This is a genomic window from Paraglaciecola sp., assembly GCF_039964565.1.
Lineage (GTDB): Bacteria > Pseudomonadota > Gammaproteobacteria > Enterobacterales > Alteromonadaceae > Paraglaciecola.
The window spans coordinates 36,052-50,727 of sequence record NZ_JBDVXF010000028.1; the positions used below are offsets into that span (position 1 = coordinate 36,052).

Below are 14,676 nucleotides of genomic sequence, written 5' to 3' on the forward strand. Positions count from 1 at the left end.
ATTTTCAAAAAACAGCCGCAAACAAGGGGCTTTTTCAACTGAAAAAACTAATCATTACGAGTTATGGTTATAAACTGATCCATACTTAAATCGTCTAATTGACTTTGTTGACCATCAGGCCAAACTATTCTAACACGCTCTAAAGTTGTGGCCTGACCCAATCCAAAATGAGCTTCTACTGGATTCTGAGATACGTAATTACTCCCCGCTCTTAGCTCGCGCATTTGCTCGATACCGTTAGAAGTTACATATATTCTGGCTCCTAAGGCTTGGGTATTAGTGGATTTTTCAACCAGTTTAATATTAACAAAATGGTTGTGGGTACCCGAATTACAAAACAGCTTAGGCGCTTGATTGTAGTTAGCTGTGTATAAATCTATGTCGCCGTCTTTATCGTAATCAAAACACACTAAGCCTCGGCCCATGGCTTTGTCGTCAATTCCTAGTGCGAGTGATGATTCTGTAAAAGTGCCATCACCGTTAGACATAAACAAACGCGATGGGTCGTCTTTAAACCTAAGGTCGATGTCGTCACCTTCCATACCATTAACGTGGAATATATCTAGGTGTGTGTCGTTGTTAAAATCTGCAAAACAGGCGGCCCATCCCCAATAACCGTCTCGTACGCCTGTTTCGTCAGTTTTATCAATAAAGGTGCCATCACCTTGGTTTTGATAGAGGCGATTTCCAGGTGTTAAGGATCCAAAATGTGTGACCCCATCTTTGAAAGTAATAGCTGAGACGAACCAGTCTAGGTCACCATCATTATCATAATCTCCAACCGCTGAGCCCATTCCCGCGTTGTCGCTGATAACGTCTCTGTCGGTGCGATCTAAAAATGTACCATCTCGATTATTGCGAAAAATACGCGTACGGTGATTATCGGATACCAACAATAAATCCTGCCAGCCATCATTATCAATATCAGCAAAAGTGGGGGTAAACGATTTATCTCGACTACCAAACTGGCGCATTATTGGTGTTATGCCCGTTTCAATACTGATGTCGGTAAACGTATTATCACCGTTATTTCGCCAAAAATAGGCATAGTGATCGTTAGAGACACTACTCCAATGGGTAATGACTAAATCAAGATCATCGTCTTTGTCATAGTCCCCCCAAGTTGCCCCGAAGTTATTACCGGGCAACACTAAACCAGAACTGTCAGTGATATCTAAAAACTTATCATTGCCTCGATTCAAATAAAGTTTTGGGGCAGAGCCTCCCACACTACCTACGAACAAATCTAATAAACCATCACCATCTAAATCACCAAATGCTGGGCCACTGCTTATAGTTTGCAGGTTAACGTCTGCAAAGTCGGCCATATCTGAAAATGAGCCGTCAGACATATTTTTTAACAGCAAGTTTTGTTGGCCATCACCCCCCACCGCATATAAGTCAACCCAGCCATCATTATCAAAGTCTCCGGCTGCCACCCCTCCTGACATGCCTAAAATACCGTCTCCATTGGGTACAGAATGACTAAAATTTAATCCCGCTTGACTAGATATGTCGGTAAAGCTCAGTTGAGTATCGGTCACCTGCGTTGAGTGGCATACATCTGTATCACTGCCTTGTGGTGAACTTGAATCTACTATAACTGCCACACCGCTGCGTAACACTGGCTCTGGCGCGGAGACAGCAGGAGCCGGGCTATTATTGGATGAGCTGCCACCACAACCTAGTAGCAAAATTGCAATGGCAGTAGCGGATAAGCTTGATTGATTAATTGAATTCATATTTTTTACTACTAAAAGTGAAGATCTAAAAATGATTGGTGATCTTGAAAATTAAGGCTACAACGTTGAATAAAATCATCTACGTAATTAAGGTCGTATTTGTGTGCGGCACTATCTTTGGGGGCGTCGCTCAGTTGTTTGGGGAAAATGCCATACCCGGCCAAAATACAAAGCCAAGAAAAAGGAGGGTAATAACTAGGTATCTTGGCCTGTTGAATAATTTGCGTGATATCCTCTGCCCCCATCCAACCGTTAACTATACGTTTTAGTTGATCTGAAATATTCGGATTCGCGGAATTGGCTAACCAATAATCGGTATCGTCTTTTGAGCTTAATCGATAGTGCGCCACTATATAGTCGCGAATGCCTTCAAATCTTTGATTCATTTTTTGATTAAATGTAACTTGATGTTGAATACATACGCTATCTGATTCATTACTGTTATTCATAGCGTCGATAAAGCCTTCTATGGTCTCTTGTACAAAATGTAGAGCCGTCGCTTCAAGGGGTTCAATAAAACCTTGAGATAAACCCACAGCTAAACAGTTTTGATGCCAATGTTTTTCCACTCGACCTATTTTCATCTTTAAGTGGCGAGCCTCAACCTCGCTATCCAATAAATTGAGTTTGGTTCTTAATTCAATTTCAGCTTGTTCTGGGCTGCAATAGTCAGCGCTATACACGTAACCGTTTCCGACTCTGTTAGTCAGTGGAATATCCCATGCCCAACCATATTTCATCGCCGTTGAAATGGTCTCACTTCGCAGTGGTTGGCTAACAGGTGAGGGGATAGCCACAGCGCAATCATTAAAAAGATTTTCTTTAAAACTGACAAAAGGCACTTTGAGAGTTTGTTGAATAAGCACACCTTCAAAACCAGAACAATCAACAAAAATATCGCCACTGATAGTCTTGCCATTGTCTAAGTGTAGGTTGGCTATGTCGCCATTAGCGTGCATACCTACATCTAACGCTTTAGCCTGAATATGTTTAACACCTCTTGAGACCCCTAAGTTAGATAAAAACTGCCCCAATAAATTAGCGTCGAAGTGATAACCATAACCAATAGGAAAGGGGAAGTTGTGGTCTGGAATAGGAGATTTGTGTTGCTGCGCTAATTTTGCGGATAAATAGAATCTATCAGGGTGGCATTCTATGTTCACACCCTTGCGGCGGTGCATACTATTGTAAAACAACGCGGGAGCTGAAAATGCGTCAATTCTAGACGCAAAAGGGTGAAAATAGCTTTCAAAACCCTCGCGAGATGACCAACCGTTAAAACGAATACCATTTTTGTATGTAGCATGACAGGCCGGCATCCATTCTTTTTCATCGATCCCAATTTGATCAAAAAAGGATTTAAGCTGTGGAGTAGAGCCTTCACCTACTCCAACAGTGCCAATAGCAGGGGACTCGACAAGGCTAATTTGAACATTTTGATTTTTCCATTTAACAGCCATTAAATTGGCCGTCATCCAACCTGCGGTACCACCGCCTAGGATCACTATATGTTTGTTGGCAATTGCAGTTGAATTCATAATATCTACAACGAATCTTTCAGATTAAAGGTTATTAAACTAAAAGTTAGTTTAATTCCTGAGTGATTCATTTAACACAAAGGTTATAAATGATTAGGGTTTTAAAAAATAGTGTTCGAGAATAAATAAGAGCCACATAAAGTGGCTCTTACATTTCTTTGTTTAACAATTACAAGTTGTAGTTAACCCCAAAATACACAGTGCGTCCAAAGTATTGGATGGTACCGGTACGGTTGGTTTCACCAAAATATGAAATGTTTGGTTCGTCGGTTAAGTTGTCAACCGACACCACTGCTTGCAAGTTCTCTGAAAAGTTGTAAGACATTTGCGCAGAGTAAATGGTTTCTTCATTAAAGTAAGCAGACTGCTCGCTACCTATGGCAATTTGTTGACTTAGGTATGGACCACGATGACGAACACTTACCCTCGCATTAAGCTTTTCATCGTAATCATAAAACAAGGTTCCACTAAAGACTCGGTTGGATAATCCTTCAAGAGGCGCATCTGAGCCCGCTTCACCTGGCACAGCTGAGGGACGAGTAATTTCACTGTCAGTATATGACCAGTTAATGTTAACCCCTAAGCCAGACCACAAATCAGGCAAAAAGCTAAAGGTTTGAGTATATGCCACTTCAATACCGCGCATATATCCACCTTCGCCATTATTTTCTGCGTGAGTGTAGTTACCATCTTCGAGTTGGATAGGTACATCATTCGCGTCAAAAATGGGTGGAATATCAAACCCTATTTGTGACAGGTCGAAATCTTTTTCAGTGACTGTACCAACAAAATTTGTAATATCTTTGTTCCACAAGGCGACAACAAAAGCGCCATCTGTTTCTGAGAAATAATGCTCATAAGAGATATCGATTTGATTGGCGTAGAAGGGACGCAAAAACGGACTGGTTTCACTGTTGTAATCTAAAAATTGGGTACCTTCTCTTTCATTAATACTGATACCACCTACTAGGGCTAAGGTATCCATATCAGGGCGAGATAATACTTTAGCAGCTGCAAAACGAATCAGCTGCTCTTGATTCAATGAAAAGGTTAAATTCAGTGAAGGTAAATAATCGGTGTAGGTTGTGCCTTCTGTGCCTTGAACATAATTTGTGCTGATAAGCCCATTATCATCGGCAATAGGATCTCCGTTACCCGGCCCCACATCAATTAAGCCTGTACTTTTTTGTTCAGTTTCAACCGCACGTACACCGAAATTACCGCGAACCGGAATATCACCTAATTCCGCGTCAATATTGGCTTGGATATAAGCTGCGGTGACATTTTCTTCAATCACATTGTTTTGGGTTAAGGTCCACGCATTGTTCCAATCTGTAGTAGGGGTTTGATCTACGTTAGGGATCCAACTGTTTAAAATTTGATTGACGTCTACCGCCAAATATTGAGGCATATTCGAAAAATCACCGCCTAAACTCGAAATGGTGACTTCGTCAGAAGATAACTGATAAGGCTGAAAGCGCTCAACTTCGATTGTATTTCCATCGGCATCTTGTCCATAGGTAATATATTGACCGCTACGTGATGTTTGATCTGTTACACCGTAAACAAATCTGCCACGCTCTAATGAATATTCGCGTTTTGAAGAACGGATCCCAGCTTCAACCGAGCTAATAAACTCGTTATCGAGCTCATATTTAAAATCAATTTTTATTGCATCAGACGAGTTAGATTCTATACGAGGGTAAGCTTCTGCCGCGACAACCATCATATGATCTAAGTCAGTAAAATCACGATTAAAACTAACAGTGGGGGATTTAAGCCCGTTTAACTGATATTGCAGCACTAAGCCGTCATCAATAACAGGTGTGTCTATGCTGGCGTCTTCAAAATAAGCCATTCGCATCACTCTGTCTTTACTGTCTTCGTCACCCTCAGAGTGCGCAATATCCAACGTTACTGACATGTCGTCATTAACATCCCATTCGCCCTTTAAGCCCCAAGATGATACTGAGCTTTCAGTTGTTGCGTCATCGGCTTGGGTTTGTACTCGTATTCCACCGTACTGCGAGGTCAGAGCAGGGGGCGCATCAGCGATATTATTCGGATCGCGAGAAAAGGTGCCACCTATTATGGTATTGCCCGAAAGGATAGGGTTGGTTAATACCCCTCCATTAGGTGTGCCGCCTAAGGACGCTAAGCGAACAGTTGATAAACCATCAACTCTTAAGCCACGGTCAAATTTTTCAGAATCAAACTCTGAATGAAAACCATCGAATTGAAAACGAAGATCATCACGTGGCTCCCAGTTTAAGGCAACAACAACGGCATTTCTGGTATCTTCACCGCCTCTGTCATGTAACTCGAATCCGTCAGAAACAAATAATTGTTCTGGTAGACCATCATAAATTCCACCATGATCTGCCGAAAACGAATTGTTAAGTTCTTCGCTATATTCGTCAAACTGTAAACTAATAAACTGGTTGGCAACTGTAGGTTGTTTCATTAACGCCACACCTACTGACACCCCAAAAGTATCATCAAGCATTTTTGCTTGGTAAGAGGCGGTAAAACGTTGACCTATAGAATCAAGGTATTCACTGTCTGCGACGGCATTATTGGTATTTCCATGAGCAGACAATCGAATTCTTTGATCTTCTTCGTTGTCTAAAGCACTGGCTGTTTTTAATTCTACTGTACCTGCTACACCGCCCTCAATGAGCGATGCTTTTTGAGATTTGTATACTTGCGCGGCTGAAATAAGCTCTGAGGGAAACTGATCAAACTCTACCGAGCGACCGCCCGATGAGGAAACTTGTTCACGTCCATTGAGTGTTGAAAGTACAAACCCACCAGATAAACCACGTATGTTAAGTTCACTCGATTGGCCGTCACGGCGCACAGAGGTAACGCCAGGTAAACGTGTCAAGGCATCAGCAATGGAAACATCGGGTAGACCACCTATATCATCAGCTGAGATGGCATCGACTACTGTGTCAGCAAAACGTTTAGTATTGAGAGACTTGATTACACTGCCTCTAAACCCTTTTACTTGGATAACTTCCAATTCACTTTCTTGTTCAGCCACTGCGTCAGTTTCTTGAGCAAAACTTGCACCAGCATGCATAGTTAGACCCGCGGCTAAAAGGCTGAGCGTTAGAAAGCTCGGTTTAAATTTTTTCATTATATTTATTTCCTAGTGTGTTCTAGTAACTTACAGACCAGACACCGTCAATAAGCAGCGCCTTTATATACTGTAAAAATATTCGATAATCCGTATCTTAGTTAGGAAGTTTTAGGTGTAACGTGACGGTGAAAATTCTAATAGCTCGGAGCCCAAATACAACCTTTTATTAACATGTGAAAATCGCGTAATCGTTCAATATTTGAGTTGCATAATAAATAAAAGCTTAAAAAACAAAGGGATATTTGTTTTTGCCTGAATCTGTCGCAAATTATGAATACGTATTCATAAGCCATGTATTTCATTTACAACATATTACAATTAATCAACAATAGCGTTGCCCGAATGATTGTGGATGCGATTTACGTCGCTAAGCATGATGGTAAGGACTCCTGGAATAGTTTTTTGATTACGTGACAGTGTCATTTTTAATAACTAGAGAAATAACCATCGACGCTGCTGGCAAGTAAGCTGGAAGCTGAGTAACACACTTGGAGAAACCATTTATGTCTACGTACATGAAGAAACTTTTAACTACTTTGCTGTTTGCATGTTCTGCAGCAGTATTGTCTAGCTGTGGAGGCGATCAAGTAGGATTGAGCGGCACCGCAGATTCAGTTTTAGTCTGTAAAGCACCTGAAACGATAACAGAAGATGGTACGGCTTGTGAACTTGTCATCGTACCTTGTAACTATCCTGAAGTCGCAAATGAACAAGGTTTGTGTGTCATGGATATTGGCGCATGGCCAGACGGTGCGAATGGCATTACCATGCCTGAGCCAGAATATATCCCTAAAGACGGTGAAGTCGTTCTATATTATGCGTTAACCAGCGGAGAATATACGGGCTGGGGATTACATGCCTTTAACGAAGGTACATGTACATCATGGTCTATGTTTGATGCACCAGGTGGCGAAACCACTGGAACCAGCTGGGGCATTCCAATCGATCCTGTGGGCGTCGATCCAAACTTTGGTGTGTATTGGGTATTAGATACAACAGTAAACAAAAATTGTGGTAACTGGATCCCTTATAATTTTGATGCAGGTGTACAAGTTCAATTTACTGCTATTGCGCCACTTGCCGATGAGATTGAGAATCCAACCAATCGTTTCTTTTTATTAGAAGGTTTGGGTATCGTCTTCCCACACCCTCGTACTTTCGAATCATTAGTAGTACCGGGTGGCTCTACACTTATTTGTGAAGATCCCCAAATATTGAATGAAGCCGGCGACGCCTGTATTGATGACCCCACAGCACTAGAGACGTTTGTTCCTGGGGAAGCAACGCTTTATTTGAAAGGGTCGTTTAACGAGTGGACCACCAATGAAGAATATGTTTTCGAGTATTCTGAAGGTGTGTATACCATGGTGACGTCACTTCCTGCTTCAGCAGATGACTATAGCTTTAAAATTGCAGATGATCTTTGGTCTGAACCCACTTCTTTTGGCGCAACGGCTACTGAAGAGCTTGTTGTTGTAGGAGAAGGTAAAACTCTTGTAGTTGGTGAAGATGTGGGTCAAAACATCACTATGACTGTATCAGCCGATGCAAATTATCAATTTATCTTTGATGCTACTGATCCTGAATTGCCTGTTTTAACCGTGATAGAAGTACCACTTAATCGTGTTATGTATGTTAAAGGTACCTTGAATGAGTGGAGTAACACTCAAGCCATGGTGTATGAAGGTGATAATATTTACACCTCAACCTTTGTTTTAGAAGCAACTGACTACGAATTTAAAGTCGCAGACGCCAATTGGACAGACGACACTAATTTCGGTGCGGCCGCAGGTGACGAAGCGCTCGAACTAGATACAACTAAGAGTTTAGTGTTTGGTGAAGGAGTGGCTCAAAATATCACTCTGACAATAACCGACGCGGGTAACTACAAATTTACCCTAGATGCTACTGATCCAAGCGCACCGATTCTTACAGTCAATAATGCTGCTCCATATGGCGCTACTGAGATGTACGTGAAAGGCTCTATGAATGAATGGAGTAATTTGCAAGCAATGGAATATCTAGGCGACAATATTTATAGTTCAACCTATACCTTAGACGTTACTGCATACGAGTTCAAAGTGGCTGATGCTGACTGGACTGAAGCGACAAACTTTGGCGCTGCTACTGGAGAAGAAGCATTAGAATTAGCCACGGCTAAGTCACTAGTTTTTGGTGAAGGTATTGCACAAAACATGACACTGGATATAACAGTGCCGGGCGATTATACATTTACCTTAGATGCGACAGATCCTGCCGCTCCAGTTATCACGGTGACACAAGTTTTGCCATATGGCGCTACGGTTATGTATGTAAAAGGCACCATGAATGAATGGAGTAATGCTCAAGAAATGGTTTACGAAGGTAACAATGTGTACAGTTCTGAGTATGAGCTTGATGCAGCGTCTTACGAGTTTAAAGTCGCCGACGCGGATTGGTCAGAAACCACTAATTTTGGTGCCGCTACGGGTGACGAGGCATTAGAATTGGATATCGCTAAAAGTTTAGTGTTTGGCGAAGGTGTAGCGCAAAACATCACTCTCGATATTGCTACGTCTGGAACCTACAAGTTTTCGCTAGACGGTTCGGATTCTACAGCGCCAATTTTAACAGTCGTATTGGTTCCCTAGTTTTTAAGGCGAGAATAATATCCTTAAAAACTATCACTATTTAACTGTTTATGAGCCGCGTTAATTACGCGGCTTTTTTGTCTCTTATTCTTTTTTATACCAATCCGTATTGATAACTACCTACTCAGAATGCCCGATACAAAAATAACCATTTAGTTACATGTTTTTAACTATGTGAATACGTATGTAGCCACTGTTCTGCACGTTATTAAAGCCTTAGCATAACGTCACTATCAGTTAGGCAACAAGGCTATCTTTAATGGGGCATTCCAAACAGTTAATTCAACTCACTTTTTCAACTATTGTACTGGCATTGGTTGGTTGTGGCGGTGGTGGCGCCGAAACCAGCAATGACCCCGCTCCTGCTACGGAAAATCGTGCTCCATCGGTAATTAATTTCTCTAGTCAAGTCAGTGCCACAAATGCCCTAGAGGTGACTTTTTCTTGGACGGTGTCTGATCTCGATAATGAAGCTTTGTCTTGTGTGTTAAGCCCAGGTAATAACTTAGCAGATATCTCAATAACTGATTGTATTGCGACTAACTCGACTGTGGTGACATACACAGAAGCGGGTGCAGCAGAAGCAAGGTTAACGGTTACTGATCCCAACAATGCCGTAGCTAGCCAAAATCAAACGCTGACGTTAGTTGATTCAATTAGTGGTTTACCACAACCTGTTGTAACCGCAGGTAATAATGAACTCGTTATTTTTTACAATCGTCCAGATGAGAATTACCAAAATTGGGTGTTACACCTTTGGAATAACGACAATTGTGATGCTTATGCTGACTTTGCATCAGGCGCCGGTACTGAATGGACAGCGGGCCAAACACAAAGTGGAATTGATCCCAATTACGGCGCATATTGGATTTTACCTTTAAAAGCTGGTGGGAGTGATTGTGCTAACTTTATAGTGCATAAGGGAAATGAGAAAGACATTGGTGACGCCGATCATCGGGCTGATTTAAACGGCGACAACATGATTTGGACCTTGTCAGGTATAAGCGAACTTTTTGCTGAAGCACTTTTATTTCCCTCCGGTGTATTGATTGCTGATACTGCTGCCCATTGGGTCGATCCTCAAACAGTTTTTTGGGATGTGAATGGCACTGGTGTGACAAAAATACGCATCTACAGTTCTGCAACGGATGACTTAGGTTTTGATGGCGAAACTGGGATTGCAGGCGATAACTTTATTGAGTTTACATCACAATCAGGCGGCACTCATCCAGCAACTAGCCTTGGCATGCCTAGATATCAAAACTTAGATGCTTACACCGCGGACTCTGCAGCTACAACTGATATTAAACAAATGTTGACCGGGAAATTATTGGCTATTGCTTATGAAAACAGTGATGTAGTGGTGGCGGCTACGTATGTGCAAACTCCACGGGTAATAGACGCAATTTATACCTCAGGCGCAAACGATGCCGACGAAGCCATGATAGGACTTGAATATGCTGATACTGGTATTCATTCCTACCTTTGGGCGCCAACAGCCCAGCAAGTTAAAATCAACATTTACGATGCCAACAAGGCGCTGCAATCTAGTCAGGAAATGACAGTGGATAACAACACTGGCATTTGGTCCATTAACCTAGATAGCAGTGTTGATAGACTGTTTTATCGATTTGAACTAACGCTTTATCATCACATTAATCAACGTTTTGAAACCCTAGAAAGCACTGACCCCTATTCGGTTTCTCTGTCTACTAATGGCAGCTATTCGCAGTTTGTTAATTTGGAAGATGACAACTTAAAACCAACAAATTGGGATACACAGGTTTCCCCTAGTATTATTGATCCAGAAGATGCGGTCATTTACGAAGGGCATATCCGCGACTTTAGCATACTAGATGAAAGTACTAGCGCCGCCAATCGCGGTAAATACTTAGCTTTTACTGAGCAAGACTCGTTACCCGTTAGCCACCTTAAATCTCTAGCTGAAGCTGGTTTAACCCATTTTCAGCTCTTGCCTGCAAATGACATTGCGACTATTGGTGAAGATCCTAGTAGTAGAGTGAATATTACCGACACAGTGGCTGACTTATGCGCTCTCGATAGCACTGCACCGGTTTGCGGAACAGAAGATGCTACTGCAAGCTTGTTATCTGTTTTTCAAAGTTATGATCCTAGTTCTTCAGATGCACAAGCCTTAGCAAATTCAATGCGCGGCTTAGACAGTTTTAACTGGGGATATGATCCTAAACATTTTTCCACTCCCGAGGGCAGTTATGCGTCTGATCCTGACGGAGCCTCTAGAATTCTAGAAATGCGCGCCATGATCCAAGCATTACATGAAATGGGCTTAAGAGCGTCGTTAGACGTAGTGTATAACCACACCAGTTCATCTGGTTTGTTCGATAACTCAGTGTTAGATAAGGTGGTGCCAGGTTATTATCACAGACGACACCTGACTACGGGTGAAGTGTTACGGGATACCTGTTGTGAAGATACCGCACCTGAGCACAGAATGATGGACAAACTTATGGTCGACTCATTGGTTTTGTGGACACAGGCTTACAAATTTGACGCATTTCGTTTCGACATTATGAGTAACAACTCACAAGACTCAATTCTCTCCGCTAGAGATATAGTGCTAGCGCTAGACTCGGATAATTATTTCTATGGAGAGGGATGGAGTCGTAACAACAATGGCTACACTCAGGCTAATCAACATAATATGGCGGGAAGTGAAGTCGGTACTTTTAACGACCGACCAAGAGATATTATTCGCAGTGCGTCGTTGTTTAATGCTTCAGGTAGTTTAGACGACCAAGACATCATACGATTGGGATTAGCGGGAACTTTGGCTGACTACTCTATGCAGGATAAAAATGGCAACGTTAAGTTAGGCAGTGCCTATTCTGCTAAACCTGCTTATGCCAAAGATCCGGCTGACGTGATTAATTATGTCTCTAAACATGATAACGAAACCTTATGGGATCAGTTGCAGTATGGTTTCGCCAATGATGTCACCATTGATGAGAGAGTACGAATTCAAAACATTGCGGGAACCATCCCCTTAATCAGTCAAGGTATTCCCTTTTTACAATTAGGTGGCGACTTATTGCGTTCAAAATCTATGGATAGAAATAGTTACGACGCAGGGGACTGGTTCAATAGGGTCGATTTTAGCAAAACCACAAACAACTGGAACATTGGTTTACCAATGGCTGAGAACAATCAAGATCAATGGAATACCATTGCCAACTTGGCAACAAACGTTGAAGCGCAACCTGCAATGCATCATATAATGCAGTCTGGCGAGGTGTTTCAAGAGTTTTTGGCGATCCGCCAATCAAGTAAGCTATTTAGGTTGAGCACAGCACAAGACGTGATTGATCGTGTAGGGTTTCACAATACAGGCGCCAATCAAACACAGGGGTTGATAGTGATGAGTCTTGACGATGGTAATGGATTAGAGGACTTAGATACCAATTTGGACGCGATAGTGGTGTTGATCAACGGTACATCCAATGAGTTGTCTCATTCAATCGCAACCGCGAGTAATTTTGAGCTTCACAGCGTGCAACAAACCTCAGCCGACACCATTGTTAAAAACGCTCAATTTGTTGCAAGCAGCAATGGTGGCATTTTTACCGTTCCGGCGTTAACCACAGCAATATTTGTGAAACCTCAAACGGGAGCCCAAGGAGCAGGATTAGCGGCAGACGCAAGTTTGAATCAGTCAGAAACCGCTCCTTATGGTGATACAGATATTTTTCTGCGTGGTTCGATGAATAATTTTGGAGACAACGGATTAACTGCAGAAGATACTTTTTCTTATCTGGGCAATGGCATCTATAGCATTGATTATGTCTTACCTGCCGACATGCACGCCTTAAAAATTGCCGATAGCAATTATTCATTGGTGAACCTTGGCTTTAGCGATGTACAAATTCAATCAAATTCTGTTTCTGCAAGTAAGGACAGTGATGGAAATATTAGTTTTACTGTGGCTAATCAAGGTATTTACAAATTTCAACTGGATCTTTCGTCGCAGGATAGGCCAATTTTGCGAATCGATAGTGTTTCACCTTCGGTGAATTGTGCTGCATTAGAGGATTCAACCCAAGCGATACCGTTTAATATATCTGGTGGAGGACAACTTTACGTGCGCGGCAGCCATTCAAGTTGGGGGGCTAATGAGTTATATCGAATGCACTACAAGGGGAATAATACATATCAAGCTGTTGCAGAGTTTTCTGGCGATTTTCAGTTTAAAATTGCGTCTGATGATGACAGTTGGACTACACAATTGTGGGCGCAAACCGAAGATGGAAATATACAGACCGGCAATTTAGATGTGGGGGTTAGTTACTCCGTTGCCTACAACGACGCGGGTGAAATAAATAACCAAATCAGTCTAGCTGCCGCGAGCTATAGTTTCTTGTTAACTTTAAACCAAGGCAATCCTGAAAAGAACAATAAGGTTGCCAACCTTATTGTGCAACGATGTGCGCCATAACCAGTCACAATATACTAAGCAAATAGAGAGACTAAACGCCAACTCCTAGGAAAGTTGGCGTTGTCGTCATTTTCGATCATTCAAATCAGTATTTTGACTGGCTGATTAATTATTATTATTGGCTACTAAGTGCTCTGCTAGATAATCCACTAGTAACCTTATTTTTGGGGATAGATGTCGATTTTGTGGATAAACAGCCCATATACCATCTTTGGGCGCGCGATAACTGTCGAGAAGGGCAATCAGCTGTCTACTTTGTAGATGTTTTTGTACATAGTAGTCTGGCAATTGCACTATTCCTAAGCCTTTTAAAGCCGCATCAACTAATGCAAAACCGCTGTTGTAACGTAACCTTCCTGAAACACGAAACTTTTTTTCTTTAGCGTCCTCGCTAAAATGCCAGTAATCTAAAGTACCTAACAAACAACTGTGTTTATTCAGATCTGTAAAAGTTTGCGGGGTACCATGTGTATCTAAATAATGGGGAGATGCACATATATAGTTGGTTCTATCTCCCAGTTTTTTCGCAATCATGGTGGAGTCACTCAACTTTCCTAGGCGGATCGCCAAATCATAGCCACCTTCTAAAAGGTCCATTTGTTGATTACTTAGATAGGCGGTTACTTCAACATCTGGGTAGTGTTTCATAAAATCATTGACGAGTGGCAATATCTGCTGTTCCCCATAAGTGACGGGGGCGGTGAGTTTGACTTTACCTTGGGGTTTGGATTGCAGGTTTGTAATGGCACGTTCAGCGGCGTCTAAACCGTCTAACACACTGCGACAATGCTGGTAAAAAACTTGTCCTTCTTCGGTTAACGAAACTTTACGAGTTGTTCGATAGAATAACTTTATTTTGAGTCGCGCTTCTAATGCACTTATCTGGCGACTAACGTGAGCCGTAGATATAGCCATTTTTTTTGCCGCAAGTGTAAAGCTTTCATTTTCGGCGACGTAAACAAATTCGCTAATCCCTTCCCACTGCATGATTATTACCTATATGTAAAAGTAAATTGATGAATCCGCATATTATCATCTAATTTGAAATAACTATAATGCTTGGCTACGCACAATTTGAATGTGATTTAACAAAGTGATGAGTTACTCCACAGCAGGTTCACCAAATTAGAATCGCAATACATCACGAAGT

At 41.9% G+C, this 14,676-nt stretch carries 6 protein-coding genes; 2 read left to right on the plus strand and 4 right to left on the minus strand.

What is annotated here, in order from left to right; translation table 11 throughout:
- Positions 1–47 precede the first annotated feature (47 nt).
- The 3 genes from ABJK37_RS11025 to ABJK37_RS11035 form a co-directional block, all read right to left on the minus strand.
- A complete protein-coding gene (locus ABJK37_RS11025) occupies positions 48–1,742 on the minus strand; it encodes a CRTAC1 family protein (RefSeq protein ID WP_348353263.1) in 1,695 nt (564 codons plus the stop codon).
- An 11-nt stretch (positions 1,743–1,753) separates the two neighbouring features.
- Complete coding sequence (locus tag ABJK37_RS11030) at positions 1,754–3,280, minus strand: tryptophan halogenase family protein (protein ID WP_348353266.1); 1,527 nt, start codon at positions 3,278–3,280, stop codon at positions 1,754–1,756.
- A 169-nt stretch (positions 3,281–3,449) separates the two neighbouring features.
- Positions 3,450–6,422 (minus strand): TonB-dependent receptor, encoded by a 2,973-nt coding sequence (locus tag ABJK37_RS11035; protein WP_348353269.1) that lies wholly within the window; start codon positions 6,420–6,422, stop codon positions 3,450–3,452.
- A 506-nt stretch (positions 6,423–6,928) separates the two neighbouring features.
- On the opposite strand from ABJK37_RS11035, the gene ABJK37_RS11040 reads away from it, so the two are divergent.
- Positions 6,929–9,055, plus strand: coding sequence for a hypothetical protein (locus tag ABJK37_RS11040; RefSeq protein ID WP_348353273.1), 2,127 nt, complete (start codon positions 6,929–6,931; stop codon positions 9,053–9,055).
- Between the two features lie 259 nt (positions 9,056–9,314).
- Positions 9,315–13,526, plus strand: coding sequence for an alpha-1,6-glucosidase domain-containing protein (locus ABJK37_RS11045; RefSeq protein ID WP_348353276.1), 4,212 nt, complete (start codon positions 9,315–9,317; stop codon positions 13,524–13,526).
- A gap of 105 nt (positions 13,527–13,631) precedes the next feature.
- Here ABJK37_RS11045 and ABJK37_RS11050 read toward each other — a convergent pair whose 3' ends face one another.
- On the minus strand, positions 13,632–14,513 hold the full coding sequence (locus ABJK37_RS11050) for a LysR substrate-binding domain-containing protein (RefSeq protein ID WP_348353278.1): 882 nt from the start codon (positions 14,511–14,513) through the stop codon (positions 13,632–13,634).
- Positions 14,514–14,676: the final 163 nt, after the last annotated feature.

Bases quoted from the DNA above. Each gene is read 5' to 3' on its own strand.
- ABJK37_RS11025 (WP_348353263.1), bottom strand. From the start codon at position 1,742: ATGAATTCAATTAATCAATCAAGCTTATCCGCTACTGCCATTGCAATT.
- ABJK37_RS11030 (WP_348353266.1), bottom strand. From the start codon at position 3,280: ATGAATTCAACTGCAATTGCCAACAAACATATAGTGATCCTAGGCGGT.
- ABJK37_RS11035 (WP_348353269.1), bottom strand. From the start codon at position 6,422: ATGAAAAAATTTAAACCGAGCTTTCTAACGCTCAGCCTTTTAGCCGCG.
- ABJK37_RS11040 (WP_348353273.1), top strand. From the start codon at position 6,929: ATGTCTACGTACATGAAGAAACTTTTAACTACTTTGCTGTTTGCATGT.
- ABJK37_RS11045 (WP_348353276.1), top strand. From the start codon at position 9,315: ATGGGGCATTCCAAACAGTTAATTCAACTCACTTTTTCAACTATTGTA.
- ABJK37_RS11050 (WP_348353278.1), bottom strand. From the start codon at position 14,513: ATGCAGTGGGAAGGGATTAGCGAATTTGTTTACGTCGCCGAAAATGAA.